At 34.4% G+C, this 16,548-nt stretch carries 16 protein-coding genes; 14 read left to right on the plus strand and 2 right to left on the minus strand.

Features of this window, described 5'->3' with window-relative positions; all coding sequences use genetic code 11:
* Positions 1-77: 77 nt before the first annotated feature.
* The 4 genes from LAB100_RS08375 (at position 78) to LAB100_RS08390 (ending at position 6,227) form a co-directional block, all read left to right on the plus strand.
* Positions 78-2,087, plus strand: a complete 2,010-nt coding sequence (locus tag LAB100_RS08375) for a hypothetical protein (protein WP_119326728.1) — start codon at positions 78-80, stop codon at positions 2,085-2,087.
* Positions 2,088-2,283: 196 nt separating this feature from the next.
* Complete coding sequence (locus LAB100_RS08380; protein WP_119326729.1) at positions 2,284-4,707, plus strand: hypothetical protein; 2,424 nt, start codon at positions 2,284-2,286, stop codon at positions 4,705-4,707.
* A gap of 191 nt (positions 4,708-4,898) precedes the next feature.
* Positions 4,899-5,288, plus strand: coding sequence for a transporter (locus tag LAB100_RS08385; RefSeq protein WP_119326730.1), 390 nt, complete (start codon positions 4,899-4,901; stop codon positions 5,286-5,288).
* Positions 5,289-5,477: 189 nt separating this feature from the next.
* Complete coding sequence (locus LAB100_RS08390) at positions 5,478-6,227, plus strand: alpha/beta hydrolase (RefSeq protein ID WP_119326731.1); 750 nt, start codon at positions 5,478-5,480, stop codon at positions 6,225-6,227.
* Between the two features lie 43 nt (positions 6,228-6,270).
* Here LAB100_RS08390 and LAB100_RS08395 read toward each other — a convergent pair whose 3' ends face one another.
* Positions 6,271-7,146: a LysR family transcriptional regulator gene (locus tag LAB100_RS08395; protein ID WP_119326732.1), complete on the minus strand. Its 876-nt coding sequence runs from the start codon at positions 7,144-7,146 to the stop codon at positions 6,271-6,273.
* A gap of 106 nt (positions 7,147-7,252) precedes the next feature.
* On the opposite strand from LAB100_RS08395, the gene LAB100_RS08400 reads away from it, so the two are divergent.
* The 5 genes from LAB100_RS08400 to LAB100_RS08420 all read left to right on the plus strand — a co-directional run bounded on the left by LAB100_RS08400 (position 7,253) and on the right by LAB100_RS08420 (position 11,314).
* A complete protein-coding gene (locus tag LAB100_RS08400; protein WP_119326733.1) occupies positions 7,253-7,789 on the plus strand; it encodes a DapH/DapD/GlmU-related protein in 537 nt (178 codons plus the stop codon).
* Positions 7,790-7,795: 6 nt separating this feature from the next.
* Entirely contained in the window at positions 7,796-8,548 is a 753-nt protein-coding gene (locus LAB100_RS08405; RefSeq protein ID WP_211321947.1) for an SDR family oxidoreductase, read from the plus strand.
* A 44-nt stretch (positions 8,549-8,592) separates the two neighbouring features.
* On the plus strand, positions 8,593-9,459 hold the full coding sequence (locus tag LAB100_RS08410; protein ID WP_119326735.1) for an aldo/keto reductase: 867 nt from the start codon (positions 8,593-8,595) through the stop codon (positions 9,457-9,459).
* A 200-nt stretch (positions 9,460-9,659) separates the two neighbouring features.
* On the plus strand, positions 9,660-10,511 hold the full coding sequence (locus LAB100_RS08415; protein WP_119326736.1) for a GRP family sugar transporter: 852 nt from the start codon (positions 9,660-9,662) through the stop codon (positions 10,509-10,511).
* Between the two features lie 17 nt (positions 10,512-10,528).
* Positions 10,529-11,314, plus strand: coding sequence for a glucose-1-dehydrogenase (locus tag LAB100_RS08420; protein WP_119326737.1), 786 nt, complete (start codon positions 10,529-10,531; stop codon positions 11,312-11,314).
* Positions 11,315-11,399: 85 nt separating this feature from the next.
* On the opposite strand, the gene LAB100_RS08425 is transcribed toward LAB100_RS08420, so the two are convergent.
* The gene (locus LAB100_RS08425; RefSeq protein WP_119326738.1) at positions 11,400-11,999 is read right to left on the minus strand and encodes a TetR/AcrR family transcriptional regulator; all 600 of its coding nucleotides are present in this window, start codon (positions 11,997-11,999) and stop codon (positions 11,400-11,402) included.
* 147 nt (positions 12,000-12,146) lie between these two features.
* On the opposite strand from LAB100_RS08425, the gene LAB100_RS08430 reads away from it, so the two are divergent.
* The 5 genes from LAB100_RS08430 to LAB100_RS08450 all read left to right on the plus strand — a co-directional run bounded on the left by LAB100_RS08430 (position 12,147) and on the right by LAB100_RS08450 (position 16,402).
* The gene (locus LAB100_RS08430; RefSeq protein WP_246001318.1) at positions 12,147-12,842 is read left to right on the plus strand and encodes a hypothetical protein; all 696 of its coding nucleotides are present in this window, start codon (positions 12,147-12,149) and stop codon (positions 12,840-12,842) included.
* Positions 12,843-12,847: 5 nt separating this feature from the next.
* On the plus strand, positions 12,848-13,822 hold the full coding sequence (locus tag LAB100_RS08435) for an SIR2 family NAD-dependent protein deacylase (RefSeq protein ID WP_119326739.1): 975 nt from the start codon (positions 12,848-12,850) through the stop codon (positions 13,820-13,822).
* Positions 13,823-13,924: 102 nt separating this feature from the next.
* Positions 13,925-14,800 (plus strand): aldo/keto reductase, encoded by an 876-nt coding sequence (locus LAB100_RS08440; protein WP_119326740.1) that lies wholly within the window; start codon positions 13,925-13,927, stop codon positions 14,798-14,800.
* A 162-nt stretch (positions 14,801-14,962) separates the two neighbouring features.
* Complete coding sequence (locus LAB100_RS08445; RefSeq protein WP_119326741.1) at positions 14,963-15,295, plus strand: winged helix-turn-helix transcriptional regulator; 333 nt, start codon at positions 14,963-14,965, stop codon at positions 15,293-15,295.
* Positions 15,296-15,457: 162 nt separating this feature from the next.
* Positions 15,458-16,402: an NADP-dependent oxidoreductase gene (locus LAB100_RS08450; protein ID WP_119326742.1), complete on the plus strand. Its 945-nt coding sequence runs from the start codon at positions 15,458-15,460 to the stop codon at positions 16,400-16,402.
* Positions 16,403-16,548 lie beyond the last annotated feature (146 nt).

Genomic DNA, 16,548 nt, shown 5'->3' on the forward strand with positions numbered 1-16,548 from the left:
ATTATTATGTCGAATAAAAAATGATAAAATTAATTTTTAAAGTGATAAAATTAAAGTTATATAGAGGAGGGGCAATTATGAAAAAAAGATTATATATAGGTGGTGTAGTAGCCGCAACTTTAATGGTTGCTGGTGCTCCATTAATTGTTCCCATGTTGGAACCTACAGAAACAGCAGAAGCTGCTGATACTGTGGTAAAACTAACTCCTACAATCCCCAAGGCAGAAGATGTTTTTGTAGGAAGCAAAATAATAAATGCTATAGGAGTTGAACTTGCAAAAACGACATTAGATTCAAGTGATGGCAGCAAAGTAATTGCGGACGCGGATCTAAATGATGAAGGACGTAGAACTTTTCAATATTATCATAGTTACACTGATGCTTTAAATGACAATGATCCGATTAATACAGTAGATAAAGTAAATGAAGAAATCTTTTCCAAAGCAGGAACTTATTACCGACCAATTATTTTCAAGTTACCTAAAGATTTCAGTACAGAAAAGTACCAACTTGGTGGAATTAAAAATAAAGATTATGTCATAAACACTAAAGAAAATATTGTTACTTATGCTCAAGCATTAAAGGTAAACGATGCAGAGGTTCAAGTAACAATACCTGATGTGTCAATAAATGTTGGTGTACCAACGTCAACAATAGATAATGTAGATGGTATTTCTTTTACAAATAGATTAACACATGATTCTGTAAGTAATCCTATCCTCAATATTGATAGGCCTGAAGAAGGGGTCAGCTATTATACAGAGGAACTGGAAAAGTTTAGCGGTAAAAAAACTGGTGGAACTCAAACACCGCCGGATATTAATACTGATAAAACTTATATGGATGATAATGGGGCATTTGTACAACCCGGAACTTACTATCGTTACATTGTTTTACTTTTCCAAGGGGACGAGAACAAACTTACATACGATAGTTTCTCTAGTAATGGCCTGGGTTATGCTTATGATACTGATAAGGATACTGGAGAAGTATTGGGTCTCCGTTACGAACAAAAGGTCAATGTAACACTTAATAAAGTGATAAGTAAAATTAACACAGTTTCTTATAGTTTAGGTACCAAAGTAAAATCATCAGAAGTTGGAGCTAAGGATTTGATTTCAAGTGGTAATTCTATTGTTGCTGACAATGGTGTTTCGTATGGATCTGACTATTACTCTGCGTCTGACAAACCGGAAGATATTTTAAGTGGAAAGAGCAGTCCTGTTTCTAATGCAACGGATGGAACTAAATTTACTAAAACAGGTAGTTTTTATCGGATAATTAAGTTCAATCTAAAGTCTGATTTGAACACTAGTTACTACGATTTTGGTGATGGTAAATTATCTGACGATAAAACTAGTGTTGAATATGTTCAAAAGGTAAATATTCAATCAAATTCTGGTTCCTCTCCTAATTGGACAATAGCTTATCCAACTGGAACTATTACTACTAAAAATGATCAGGACAGTTATCCAGTAGTAAATGATAATGATCAAATTATTGAAGGTACAACGATTCCAAGAAATACATCATTAAAGATTGATCGCACTAGAACTGATCAAACAGGCAATAAACAATATCATATTGCTAATAATGAATGGATTAGTGCTAATTATGTAGTATTTAATCAAGACAATGAAGATGGTGATTGGACTTACAGTTCAATTCAAGGAGTTGTCACAACAAAAGCCGATAAATTGTACTATACTTTGAATAATCAAAAGAATGCTAAGATAACAAATCGAGCATTAGCTAAGAATACATCATGGATAACCGATCAAGTGCGTGTTAATAAAGCTGGAGTAAAAGAATATCGAGTAGCAACAGGAGAATGGCTCAACGCTGACGATGTGATAGATCAAGACAATGATGATTGGACATATACTCCATTCCAAGGAGTTGTCACAACAAAGTCAGATAAGCAGTACTATATTTTGAATAATCAGAATAATACTAAGATAACAAATCGAGCATTAGCTAAAAACACATCGTGGAAAACTAACCAGATTCGTACCAATAAAACTGGAGTAAAAGAATATCGAGTAGCAACAGATGAATGGCTTGATGCTAACGATGTTGTCTTGTAAAACCCTTTTAATAATTTTAGAAATAAGAAAGCTCAGTATTGTAACCATTAAAGTGATTACTATACTGGGCTTTTTGTATGGAAAATGATCTTGAAAAAAATCAAATAAATTCATATTTATATATAAAGATTTATGCAATTACGAGTAGGTTTATTTTTACAAAGTGATAAAATTTGAATTATCAAGGGGGCTATTTATGAAAAAAAATAGTAAATATTTAAGTAGTGCTGTTGCATTGGCACTTTTAGCCACTGCACCAGTAGTCGTTCCTGTTATTGCTCCTGTAATAGGAACAATTAATGTAAAAGCGGCAGATTCTCAAACTCAGCAAAGATGGGATGCCAACGATATTTCATCAATGGACAGTGACCCAAACGTACCAGGTTCGTCTGAGTTTATGATTTATAGATTTTTAGAACAATTTGATGATCGGTATGTTGCAAGTACAAACAGTTTAACGACAGTTCTCAGGGCCATAGCTAAGAATACTGACCATGGTTTTGGTGGTTCAACTGGGCAAGGTTATCCTTATTTTAATGCTAAGAATCCGCAACATATATACGATATGCAAAATGATGCAGGAGTGTCTGCGTTAAAAGATAGTGATGTTGTCGAAAAAAATGGTACAGGACGTCAATATTTTGAGGATATTATTGATAATAGTCCTAAGAAGTATACGCAATACTATAATAATGATGTATTTGCATATATGTCTGTTGCATATATGTCTGATGGAAAATGGACACAAGCACAATTGAACACTCGTGCAGATATTGAGAAATTTTGTTATCAACTAGATGGACAGAATCCAACTAGTGTCGATGTGTCTGGATTATCGAAAGTGTCATTTCCATTAAGAGTTACTATGCACGTGTTGCCAGGATATGACAGCAATGGTAATAAGATGACAGCTCCTGATTTGGATAATATTGATCCAAATACATTACAAAAGACATTTATAGTAAATCCTAGTACGATGAATATTACTAAGAATAAAAATATTATGTCTGTTCCAAAGGGGACAAAACTCTCTGAAATAAGTAACAGAGATAAATTAACAATTACTGATAATTATTCAAATGATACAAATAGTGTGAAAGATTATATTAATAAAATGGAAACTCCACACTATGGTGGTGTATTTACAACCCTAAATGCTGCCAAATCATATTCTCAATCGCAAAACTTTAATGCGACGGCTATTGATTCGGGAGATGCAAATAATTATATAAATATGGGTTCAGATAAAACTGATGGCACTTTAGAGAAAACAGGATTATATTATCAGGTGGTTTCCTATAAGTTATCCGATGGTTACACCAATACTAATGAAAAGATAAAAGATGTAAATAATAAAGATACTGATTCATACAAATTAAACGGTGATCAAGCTATCGGATATATGTTTTCAAAGAATGGTAAAGATCCTTTAACTGATACCCGAATCAAACTATATGACACAATGATCAATGGTGAACCAGCAACGGAAAATAAAGATTATATATTTAATACCAGTTCTGAGACCTTAACGGTGATTAGGAAAATTGCTGTAACTGGTGATGATACGCCTACAAACCCTATTAAATCAGCTGAAGTTAACGTAGGTACTAATGACAAAGACAAGTCACTAGATATTTCAAAAGATGTCCTAAAAAATGATGATGATCAAATTGCTGATGCACCAGCTTCAGGAGACTATTATAAAACAGATCCAGCTTCTGACAGCAATGCACAGGTTGTTTCAAATGCTTTAGATACTCCTGGAACATATTACAGAGCATTGAAGTATACGTTGACAAACAATTTATCTGCTTATGATTATGATTTTGGAAAAGACGCTACGGTAAACTATGACGACAATACAGTTACTTATTATCAAAAAGTAACCGTCAAACCAAAATCCACTTCAGGTTCCGGTTCAAGGTCGTCCCACAATTGGACAATAACTTCCCCAACTGGAACCGTCACAACCAAAAATGACCAAGATAATTATCCAGTAGTAAATGATGATGATAAAACTATTGATGGTATAACGATTCCTAAAGATACACCGTTAAAAATTGATCGTGCTAGAACTGATCAAGTGGGCAATAAACAGTATCATATTGCTGATAACGAATGGATCAATGCTAACTATGTAACTCTAAATGGTCAATCAAATCTATCTGTTACGGATCAAGAAAAAGACGTTCTTTATGTTGATAAGACGGCTTCTTATTACAAGCTCTATAATAACGACGGCAAAGAAATTACTAATCGGGCTTTAGGTGAAAATACTTATTGGGCTGTTGACGAAATTGCGACTGATAATCAAGGTAATACTTATTATCGTGTAGCAACAAATGAATGGGTCAAACAAGTAAATGGTGTTCACTATCCAATTCCACTAAATTTAATCAATATTCAAAATAACAATGGAGTTTTATATCTGGATGGGACCAGACAGAATTACACACTTTATGATCAAAATGGTCGTGTAATTACTAACCGTGCACTTGGAGCTGATAGTTATTGGGCCGTCGATAAGGTGGCAAACGATAATGAAGGTAATACCTATTATCGTGTAGCAACGAATGAATGGATTGAACAAAGAAATGGTGTCCATTATCCAGTTAAATAAATGGTTATTAATATGTAAGGCATTCGAATAGGGTGCTTTTTATGTTATAAGATATCTAAATCCAGAAAATTTATATCACCAATAACATTTAATTAAATTAGAATTGAAAACGAATTTTGTCTGGAAATAAGAATATAGCTCAATTAGAATGATTAAATGCAATTTGAAAATATATGTCATAGGGGGACATTATGAAATTAAAAATTAATATCTGGACAGGAATTATGGATATTATTAACTGTATCTTGTTTGTCTTTTCATGGTTTGCTATTGCTGCTTCAGCAATCGGAGATGCATTCAGTAAGAGCAATACTAATACTACAGGTGGAACAGCTGCGTTCTTTTACTTCTTTGCTGCTGTTGGCCTAATTCTAAATATTATTTCATTAGTTAGAAGTCGAAAAAATTATATTTCAATAGTAGGTCCAGTTTTAGGAATAATAGGTAATGGATTGTTTGTATTGGGAGCAATTATGGCTTTTCCAGCAATTGTTTTATTGATAATTGCATCGGTGTTTAGTTTTATGCAAAAATCAGTGGCAAAACCAAGTTATCAAAATCAGACAATCAATAACAACTAAAATTATCAATCAATGAGAAACAACTCAAATGATTTGAATTATAACAAGAATCAAAAACCGATGACCAGAATGCAACGCAATAGAAGATAACCTTAGGGCTATCTTCTTTTTTATAACAGAAAAAGCCTCCTAATTTTCTTTGTTGCGGAGAATGGCAAGTATTAAAATAATCAAAAAGGAGCTAAAAGAATGGATGTAGAAATTAAGCGAGACGGATTAACTTTACGAGGGACTTATACAAAACCACAAACTGATAAATTTGATTTGGTGATATTGATGCATGGTTTTACATCGGATCGAGGGATGAATCCAGATCAATTGTTATATCAATTAGCGAAGAGATTTGCGGACAAGGGTTTAGCAACTTTACGTTTTGATTTTAATGGACATGGTCAAAGCGATGGCAAGTTTGAAGATATGACGGTATTGAATGAAATCAGTGATGGTAAAGCAATTTTGGATTATGCCAGAAGTCTACAAGGGGTCGGCAATATTTATTTGTTAGGACATTCGCAAGGTGGCGTGGTTGCTAGCATGATTGCCGGTTATTATCACGAAAAAATTGCTAAACTCATTTTGTTAGCTCCAGCGGCTACCTTAAAGGATGATGCCTTGAAGGGAAGTACTCAAGGTTATACTTATGATCCACAAAATATTCCTGATAAGTTAGCAATTAAAAAGAGCTTAACTTTAGGTGGTTTTTATCTGCGAACGGCACAAACTTTGCCGATTTACGAAGTTGCTAGTCAATATCGGGGACCAGTTTGTTTGATTCATGGTCTAAAAGATACAGTTGTTGATAAAGTGGCATCGCAAAGATATGATGATTGTTACTTGAATAGTAATTTGCATTTGTTGAAAGATGCTGATCATGGCTTTACATTGGGAAACTCTCGAACAAAGGCTTTAGATTTGGCAACAAAATTCATCTTAAATTAATAAATTTTAAAAGGTATTTCACCAAATTGATGAAATACCTTTTTTATTGAATATTTTTTCGTAATGTATCTAAGAATAACTGATCCACATCGGGGAGGGTTCGATTCTTGCTCCAAATCAAGGTATTAGGATCATTCAGTTCAGGGTTCAACGGTCTGAAAATTAGTTCGTTGTCAGCGGTGGGCTCGATGAGATCTTCGTAAGTTAAAGCTATGCAAGCACCGGTTTTGACCAATAAGGCGGCGTTGAAAATTAAATTGTAACTGCCAACAAAATTAAATTGATCAAATAGTCCCTGACTCCAATTTTTAAAGTCTTGATGGCGTTGAAGTTGACGTGAAATTAGTAGTGGTCGGCCAATCAAATCAGTAGGTGAGATAGTCTTTTTGGTTGCTAGTTGTTCATCTTCACGCATTAAAATACCCCAACGATTCTTTTCAGGTAATTCTAGAGTGTGATAGTTTTCCAACTGGTGATGACCCATGATGACACCAAATTCCAAAATACCACTATCCAAAGCTGATTCGATATTTATCGAGTCACCACTATTCAGATTGACCTGTATTTCGGGATATTTATACATTAATTGGTGAACGGTTTTCATGATGCAGGCGATGGCCAAACTCTCGCCAGCGCCAATATCCAAGGTTCCGCTGACTACATCTTCTTTTTGAAGATTATAGGTTGTTTTATCTACTAACTTAACAATTTCTCGAGCACGTTCTAATAAATAATAGCCGTCTTTGGTCAGTTGCATTTGTCGTTTGCCACGGATAAATAATTTCGTACCTAATTTGGTCTCTAAATCAGCAATTTGACGGGACAGAGCCGGTTGGGAAATATGTAATAACCTAGCGGCTCGGGAGATGTTTTCTTCTTGTGCGATAGCGATAAAGTAACGTAAAACTCTAATATCCATTGATATACCTCAATTATAATTAAATGTAATAGTTAATGATTATTAATAAGTATTTAACATTATAATAATCTCCTCGTATACTGAAATCAATCAAAGAGGTGATCCAATGAAATCAGAAATGGATGTCGATACACAAGCTTATGAACAAATTGAAAAAATCAACGCTCGTAATCAGATTTTAGTTCAAAAGTTGAATTCAGTTCCACGTACAAAATCGGAAACAAGAGAAATCATTAGTCAAATAACTGGTGAAAAAATTGATTCAAGTACAGAGATTCGTTTGCCATTTTATACTGACTTTGGTCAAAATCTTCATTTAGGAAAAAATGATTACATTAGCAATTGTTCAATGTTTGTCGATTTAGGCGGCATTTATATTGGTGATAATGTTTTGATTGGACCTAATGCGACGATAACTTCGGTTAATCATCATCAAGAACCAAGTCGTAGAAGAAATTTAAAGTTTGACTCAGTTTATATACATGATAATGCTTGGTTAGGTGCAAATGTCACCGTTACTCCGGGAACTGTGATTGGTACAAATGCCATTGTAGCAGCGGGTGCGGTCGTAACAAAAGATGTCCCCGCAAATACAGTTGTTGGTGGCGTGCCTGCTCGAGTAATTAAAACAATTAAAGAATAGAGGTAAATTATGAGTTTAAAAGATAAAGTTGTAGTTATTATGGGAGCATCAAGTGGTATCGGTGCTGCTACCGCAAAATTATTAGCTAACAAAGGTGCCAAAGTAACTATTGCTGCTAGAAGAATGAATCGTTTGGAAGAAATTCAAAAGGATAATCCTGGAACTGATATTTTGGCAGTTGAGGCTGATGTAACTAAGGCAGAAGAAGTACAAAATGTGATTGATAAGACTGTTGCCAAGTTTGGTCGAGTTGACGCTTTATTTAACAATGCTGGAATTATGCCAGTTAATAATTTGGAAAAAACAGCTCGTGACGAATGGCAAAATATGCTCGATATCAATGTTAAAGGTGTTTTGAACGGTATTGCTGCAGCCTTGCCAATTATGAAAAAACAAAAGAGTGGTCATATTATTTCAACATCTTCAGTGTTAGGCTATGAAGTTTTGCCAGGATATGCGGCTTACTCAGGTACTAAGTATGCGGTACGGGCAATTATGGAAGGACTTCGTCAAGAAGAACATAGCAATAATATTAAGACAACAATTATTGCTCCGGGATCAGTTAAGACTGAGCTATTCGATTCAATTAATAATGATGAAGTTCGTAATGGTTTAAAGGAAGCTATGAAACAACCTGGTTCAGAAATGATGGCTTTACAACCAGAAGAAATTGCTCAAGCGGTAGCTTTTGTAATTGATACACCAGCTAATATGGCTGTTAATGAAATGATAATTCGTCCTACAGGACAAGAAGTATAGTTTGAACTTATAATATAAGCGGTTACAAATAAGGAGGATATTTTATGACTGTTTTTGATGAAACATTTACGATGAATAATGGAGTTAAAATTCCTAAATTGGCTTTAGGTGTTTGGGAAATTCCTGATGATCAAACTGCTGATGCTGTAAAGAATGCGGTAAAGATTGGTTACAGACATATTGATACCGCTCAAGCATATGGCAATGAACGTGGCGTCGGTGAAGGTGTTCGTAATGCTGGGATTCCTCGTGACCAACTATTTGTTAATTCAAAAGTTGCTGCCGAAATTAAGAATTATGATGAAGCTAAGAAGTCAATTGATGAAACATTGAATAAGATGGGCTTAGATTACTTGGATATGATGATCATTCATAATCCACAACCATGGAAAGAAGTTAACCAAGGTAACGACCGTCACTTTGAAGGTAATTTGGAAACATGGCGTGCTATGGAAGATGCTGTTAAAGCTGGTAAGTTAAAGACTATCGGTGTTTCAAGTTTCCAAAAAGAAGATTTGGATAACTTGATTAAGAATAGTGATACTAAACCTGCAGTTAACCAAGTTCAAATTCATATTGGTGATACTCCAACTGATATTATCAAGTATTCACAAGATAATGGAATCGTTGTTGAAGCATTCTCACCAATTGCTCACGGTGCTGCCATGAACAATGATTTGATCAAGAAGATGGCTGCTAAATATAACGTTAGCGTGCCACAATTGTGCATTCGTTATGACTGGCAATTAAATGTTGTTGTTCTACCTAAGACAGCTAATCCAGATCATATGAAATCAAATGCTGATATTGATTTTAAAATTTCTGATGAAGATATGAAGACTTTGGCAAAACTTGACCAAATGGAATATGGTGATGCTAGCGTATTCCCAGTCTTTGGTGGAAAAATTTAAAATTTGTATTTATATGTAAAGATTCTAATGACTTTTTGTAGTCATGAGAATCTTTTTTAATAAATTCATAATTCATTTTAATCATTCAGTATACTTTACGAGTATACTGCTATAACTATCTAGTAATTTTAAATTGGTACGACCCACTTTATACTGTATTTATCGCATGAGAGATAAAAGGAATATGGAAGTGGAAAAACGTGAATATTATTTTAATGTTATTACCAGCGATTGCTTGGGGTATTTTACCTTTAGCGGTAGCGAAGATAAACGGAAAGCCAATCAATCAAATTTTTGGTACAGCTTTAGGAACTTTAATTGTTAGTATCGGAGTTTTCATAGTTTTGAAACCAAGCATTTCGGTTGTTAGTTTTATCATGGCAGCTTTAGCAGGTGGTTTCTGGATTATTGGACAACTGGGTCAATATAATGCTTATAAAGAAATTGGTGTTTCACAAACAATGCCTATTTCAACTGGATTGCAGTTGATTGGAACATCATTAATTGGAGTCTTGCTCTTTGGTGAGTGGGCTTCAGTCAACGCCAAGATTTTTGGAGCTATTGGAATCATATTATTGATTATCGGTGTTGCTTTGACTGGGAAGAAAGATCAAAAGTCATCTAACAGTGGCAATACTAAGACAATGATCATGTTGATTCTAACGACAATTGGTTTCTTAGTTTATAATTCGATTCCCAAGGCTATGACCTCATCTGGCTTGGCAATTTTCTTACCAGAGTCAGTCGGAATGGTTATCGCAGTATTACTTTATATAATATTTACACGACAACCACGAGTTTTACGAGAGAAAGCTAGTTGGCAAAGTCTTCTAGCTGGATTCATTTTCTCAGTTGCGTCAATTACCTATATTTTGTCAGTTCATGATAATGGCGTAAATTCAGCCTTTGTTGTTTCACAATTATCAGTTGTCTTATCAACGATCGGTGGGATGGTTTTCTTACATGAAAAGAAGAGCCATCATGAATTATTGCTAACAATTATTGGTTTAGTACTAATTGTTGGTGGAGCCATTATTACAACTATGTTTTAAAATTGGAGGAAATATAAATGTATACAGATTTAAATAATAAAGTAGCAATTATTACTGGTGGTTCTAAAGGTATTGGAACAGCCATTTCAAAACGTTTTGGTCAAGAAAAAATGTCAGTTGTTATCAACTATAACAGTGATGAAAAGGGTGCCCAAAATGCGGCCGATGAAGTTAAACAAGCTGGTGGACAAGCAGTTATCGTTCAAGCCAATGTGGCAACTGAAGAAGGAAACCAAAAATTATTACAAGCAGCCTTAGATAATTTTGGTGACTTGGATGTGTGGGTCAATAATGCTGGTATGGAAATTAAATCAGCTACTCATGAGTTATCTTTGGATGATTGGAATAAGATGATTGCTGTTGATCAAACTGGTGTTTTCTTAGGTTCTAAAACAGCTCTAGCATATTTCAAGAAGAACAATAAAAAGGGTAATATCATCAACATGTCTTCTGTCCATGAACAAATTCCATGGCCAACCTTTGCTGGGTATGCAGCCGCAAAAGGTGGAGTAAAGTTATTCACTAAGACAATTGCGATGGAATATGCCAAAGATGGTATTCGTGTTAATGCAATTGGACCTGGTGCTATCAATACACCTATTAATGCCAAGAAATTTGCTGATAAAGAACAATATGATCAAACAGTTTCTATGGTTCCAATGGATCGAATTGGTGATCCTGAAGAAGTTGCTGCCGGAGCTGCTTGGTTAGCTTCATCTGAATCAAGTTATGTTACAGGTATCACACTATTTATTGATGGTGGTATGACTTTGTACCCTGCATTTAAAGATGGTCAAGGTTAGAAATCTATAAAAGGACAGTACTTATTGGTTTGTGTAAAACTAATAAGTACTGTCCTTTTTTGATTGAATTTATTAAAATTCTAAATTATTTTTTATTCACCTCTAAAGAATTATAACCACCACTAGTAAATGTATTTAATAATTGTAATTCTTGATACCAGGCATCATCTTTAATGAAATGGTGACGTTTATTTATTGCGAAAGAACCGTTGATTGAATAGATGAAGAGTAATTCGGCTTCATTTTTGTTCAAACCGGTTCTTTTTTGTATTGAAGGAACTATTTTATCCTTTTCATGAGCAATAATTCTTCCAATAATATACTCGCTTAAAGAGGGGTCCATTAGTAGTTGGCGATATTTAGAAGAATCTGCAATACGTTGGCAGGCAGGCAATAATGATTCGTTTTCCCTTAAAAGATCAATAGTTAGAGGCTGGCTTTCGGGGAGAGTACTTAAAGAAGTTGATTGATTAAATAGAAAGGCATCATCTAATACGTTATTTAGAACGTCAGTAAGGTTATCAAAATGTAAATAAAAAGTTGATCGAGTTATATCGGCTTGACGACATAATTCGGCAACGTTGATTTGAGTATAGGTTTTCTGATTAATTAAATCTAAGAAACTATCCTTGATAATATTGATTGTATAAAGAGTTCGGCGGTCAATTTTTCGTTCTTTAGTCATTTCAATCTCCTTGACACTTTTAAAAAGTTGTTAGAAAAAAATTATTTCTAGAAAAAGTGTGCTTAATTTAAATTGATTTTTTCGGTATTTTAAATAAGTTCAATACATAGTGTACATAATTATACAAAGTGTGGGAGATTTTTTAAAGTGAAAAATTCAATCGAGGATAAAATATTGCAAGCACGTGAATTACTTGAAAAAAGCGATGGAGTCTTGATTAGCGCAAGCAATGGGTTATCTATAGCAGAAGGATTTAATATTTTTAAGGATGATAAAAATTTTAGAAAATATTTTAATGAATTCAAGACATTATATGGAATTGGCAGCTTGATTCAAGGTGTCTTTGCTCAATTGCCGGAATCGGAACATAGAATTTTTATGAGGCGAGTTCATCAATATCTTATTGATGATTATCAACCAACGGAAACATTTAGTAATTTAAAGAAGATTATAGGAAAAAAGGATTATTTTGTAGTCACATCTAACGCCGACACCCATTTTCAATTGAATGAATTTGATAATGATTGTATTTGGGAAGTGGAGGGAAACTTTGATGGCCTAGTAGAAAATTCATTAGATTGGAAAAAGCAAAAAAGTAATTTTCAAGAATTTATCAATAATAATGAGGACAAAAAGGTTGTTCAATTAGAGTTAGGAATAGGTGCTAATAATCGATTGATCAAGCAACCATTGATGAATTTAGTGGCACAAACTAACAATTGGTCTTTTATAACTTTAAATATGCCAAGTGAAATTAATATTGCACCAGAAATTGCAAACAGATCAATTGCACTGCCTGGTGATATCAACCAAACATTTCAAGAATTATTAGTTAAGGAGTAATCAGAATGGAACAATCATTATACGAACAATTAGTCATGGCAACACAGGTAAATTACCAACAATATTTTGGCGTTTACGCTAGTGGGAAAACACCAGTGGCATTAACTGCAAGAGAACCATTACCATATGATCAACAGCTAGATGTTTTTGCCAAAAAAATAAATGAGGCCGATCATATTATTGTTGGAGGAGCTTCAGGATTATCAGCTGCTGGTGGTGGAGATTTTTATTATGAAGATAACGCATCATTTAGAAAGTATTTTGGAAAGTTTGCTGAAAAGTATGGTATGAAAGGTGCCTTCGCAGGAATGAAGTATCCATTTAAAACTCGTGAAGAGTATTGGGGATACTTAGCAACGTTTTTATATACAACACAACATGCCGAAGTAAGAAAACCATATAAAGATTTACAAGCTATTTTGCAGGGCAAAGATTATTTTATATTGACTACTAATCAAGATACTCAAGCAATCAAAGCTTTTCCAGAGGAGAAAGTAGCTCAGATTCAAGGAGATCATCGTTTCTTCCAATGCTCTAATAGTTGTACCGATGAGGTATATGATGCAGTAGAACCAGTTGAAGAAATGGTCAAAGCAATGGGGGATGATACTAAGATACCAACAGAGTTGATTCCTAAGTGTCCTCATTGTGGTAGCGAATTGTTTCCATGGGTTAGAGGATATGGAAATTTCTTGGAAGGAACTAGATATCGCGAAGAATATCAAAAAATTTCAGATGATATAAATAATAATTTACATGATAAGAAAATTTTGTTTATTGAGCTTGGTGTTGGTCGAATGACACCGATGTTTATTCAAGAACCATTTTGGGCATTAACTCATACGTTGAATGGTGCTTATGATATTATGGTCAATCGTGATTATCAGTTCTTGCCACAACAAATTGAAGATAAGGGGCAAGCTATTAAAGGAGACATTGATAAAGTCTTAGATGACGTAAGAAAAAGGCTAGAACAATAGTATGCGAGTGAAGTATACTACTATAGCTTTTTAGTAATTTTCAAAGTTGAATTTTGATTTTATACTGTATTTATCATTTCAAGAGCTTGATAAGGAGATATTATGACAAATACAAATATTACAAATTTTAAATTAAACGACGGTACAGAAATCCCATCATTCGGTTTCGGTACTTTCCAAATTCCCGCTGACGGTTCAACATACAAAGCAGTTAGTGATGCTTTAAAATTAGGCTATCGCCACATTGATACAGCTGTAGCTTACTTCAATGAACAAGAAGTCGGTAAGGCTATCAAAGATAGTGGTATTCCTCGTGACCAAATCTGGGTTACTTCAAAATTATGGTTACAAGATTTTGCTTACGAAGATGCTAAAAAAGCTATTGATACATCACTTCAAAAACTAGGTTTAGATTACATGGATCTTTACCTGATTCACCAACCATACGGTAAAGTCGATGAAGCTTGGAAGGCTATGGAAGAAGCTAAGGCTGCTGGTAAGATTCGTTCAATTGGTGTTTCAAATATGACACCTAAGATCTGGAACAAGTGGGTACCAAACTTTAGTACAATGCCAAGTGTTAACCAAATTGAATACAATCCTTATTTCCAACAAAAAGAATTGCGTAAGATTATGGCTGACGCTCATGTAACACTAGAAGCTTGGGCTCCACTAGGTCAAGGTAGTAAAGATTTGTTTGCTGAACCATTGTTGAACGATTTGGCTAAGAAATATGGCAAGGATGTTGGTCAAATTATCCTTCGTTTCGAACATCAAGAAGGTATAATCGTCTTTCCTAAGTCAGTTCATGAGGCACGTATCAAGTCAAATAAGGAAATCTTTGACTTTGCTTTAACATCAGATGAAATGGATGCTATTCGTGCTTTGGACCGCAATGGTAAAGGAATGCACAATCCTGATGATGATGGCGTTGAAGAAATGCTTTTGAACGCCTTTGATGTTCATGCTAACGACTAATTTTTGAATAAATTGTTAAAAAAGGTCCTTGGAAATAAATTCTGAGGACCTTTTGTTAGATTAAGATATTTGTCGTTTTTCATGATAAGCGTATATAATGTTTTCGATGTTACCAAAGAAAACAATGGTACTATCAAAATAAATAGTATTGGAGAGATATGTATGAAAAAGACAAATGAAGAAGTATTTATAGATTGCCCGGTGGCTGGAGTTCAGAAGATTGTTCGTGGTAAATGGAATATGGTTATTATGTATTTCTTACATCAACAGACACTTCGTTTTGGTGAGCTTAGTCGTAAGTTACCCACAGTTACACAGGCTCAGTTAACAAAAGAATTACGAATGCTTGAAAGTTATGGATTAATTAATCGAAAAGTTTATCCGCAAGTGCCACCAAAGGTAGAATATTCAGTGACTGAAATGGGAGAACAATTTATGCCCGTTTTGAAAGCATTAGAAAAATTTGCGGACACGTATGAATCAGCAAAAGTATAGAAATCAAATTCTCGAAATATTTCGGGAATTTTTTTTTGCCCAAATACCATTGATATGACTAAAGTCTATCTAAAAAGATAGTATCTATCAAAAAAATCGGTACTTTTAAACTTTAAGGTACCAAGGCATAATGAATTCACGTTAAAGAAAGCGAGTAATTTTATGAAAAAAGTAATGTTAAATAATTATGGAAATGTAGATGTTATGAATATGGTTGAGGTTGATCTTCCAAAACCAGCTGCTAATCAAATAGTCGTTAAGACGGCAGCAATTGGAGTTAATGATCCAGATATTGTTATTCGCTCTAATGGTCCGGCACCCACTATGCCAAAAGAAATGGCACCAGTACTTCCACATTCGCTAGGAGAAGATTTCTCGGGAGTAGTGACGGAGATTGGCGATAAGGTAACTCGTTTTGCGGTTGGTGACCATGTAGTTGGGATGTCTTATATGAATACTTATTCCGAATATATTTTGCTAGATGATTCAGCCGTTGTCGCAACTGTTCCAAAGGATTTAGATTTAGTTCCACTAGGTGGCTTTTATTTAGGAGTAGCTACAGCTTATGCAGCCACGATTCGTGATGGTCAAGTAAAAGCAGGACAAAAGGTTTTGATCCATGGTGCAGCTGGTGGTGTCGGTTCTAAAGCAGTTCAACTTGCTAAGAGTACTGATGCATACGTTATTGCGACCGGAACAGTTGAACAAGCCGACTATATGAAGCAATTAGGTGCTGATGAAACGATTGATTATCGATCACAAGATTTTACTAAATTAGTTTCTGATGTAGATTTGGTTGTTAATCTAACCGGACCTAAGACATTGGCAGACAGCTATCGGGTTGTCAAAAAAGGTGGCCGTATAACTTCGGTTAATGCTGTAATTGATGAAAAAGAAACAAAGTGCCGAGGTATTACTGGTACTTATTCTATAGGATTCATGACAGTTAAACAGTTAGAAGAAGTTATTGATCTTTATACCCAAGGAAAACTTGATGTACATGTAGACAAAACTTATCAATTTGATTTACCAGATATCAAACAAGCTCATTTAGATTTTGAAGCAGGTGGAAACACTGGTAAAAAGGTCATTGTCTTTGAAAATTAGGAGGATATAAAATGAATACTTTTGTCGCAATATTAAGAACAATCAAGACAGATAATGATTCAAAAGAATTTAAACAAGCAAATAGTGTACATGCAGATTACTAATACTAAGAGTGGTCATAGTATGTATGATGGTGATAAGTAAAT

Origin of the sequence: Companilactobacillus musae, from assembly GCF_003967595.1 — a bacterium.
Taxonomy (GTDB): domain Bacteria; phylum Bacillota; class Bacilli; order Lactobacillales; family Lactobacillaceae; genus Companilactobacillus; species Companilactobacillus musae.

Bases quoted from the DNA above. Each gene is read 5' to 3' on its own strand.
- LAB100_RS08375 (WP_119326728.1), top strand. From the start codon at position 78: ATGAAAAAAAGATTATATATAGGTGGTGTAGTAGCCGCAACTTTAATG.
- LAB100_RS08380 (WP_119326729.1), top strand. From the start codon at position 2,284: ATGAAAAAAAATAGTAAATATTTAAGTAGTGCTGTTGCATTGGCACTT.
- LAB100_RS08385 (WP_119326730.1), top strand. From the start codon at position 4,899: ATGAAATTAAAAATTAATATCTGGACAGGAATTATGGATATTATTAAC.
- LAB100_RS08390 (WP_119326731.1), top strand. From the start codon at position 5,478: ATGGATGTAGAAATTAAGCGAGACGGATTAACTTTACGAGGGACTTAT.
- LAB100_RS08395 (WP_119326732.1), bottom strand. From the start codon at position 7,146: ATGGATATTAGAGTTTTACGTTACTTTATCGCTATCGCACAAGAAGAA.
- LAB100_RS08400 (WP_119326733.1), top strand. From the start codon at position 7,253: ATGAAATCAGAAATGGATGTCGATACACAAGCTTATGAACAAATTGAA.
- LAB100_RS08410 (WP_119326735.1), top strand. From the start codon at position 8,593: ATGACTGTTTTTGATGAAACATTTACGATGAATAATGGAGTTAAAATT.
- LAB100_RS08420 (WP_119326737.1), top strand. From the start codon at position 10,529: ATGTATACAGATTTAAATAATAAAGTAGCAATTATTACTGGTGGTTCT.
- LAB100_RS08425 (WP_119326738.1), bottom strand. From the start codon at position 11,999: ATGACTAAAGAACGAAAAATTGACCGCCGAACTCTTTATACAATCAAT.
- LAB100_RS08435 (WP_119326739.1), top strand. From the start codon at position 12,848: ATGGAACAATCATTATACGAACAATTAGTCATGGCAACACAGGTAAAT.
- LAB100_RS08440 (WP_119326740.1), top strand. From the start codon at position 13,925: ATGACAAATACAAATATTACAAATTTTAAATTAAACGACGGTACAGAA.
- LAB100_RS08445 (WP_119326741.1), top strand. From the start codon at position 14,963: ATGAAAAAGACAAATGAAGAAGTATTTATAGATTGCCCGGTGGCTGGA.
- LAB100_RS08450 (WP_119326742.1), top strand. From the start codon at position 15,458: ATGAAAAAAGTAATGTTAAATAATTATGGAAATGTAGATGTTATGAAT.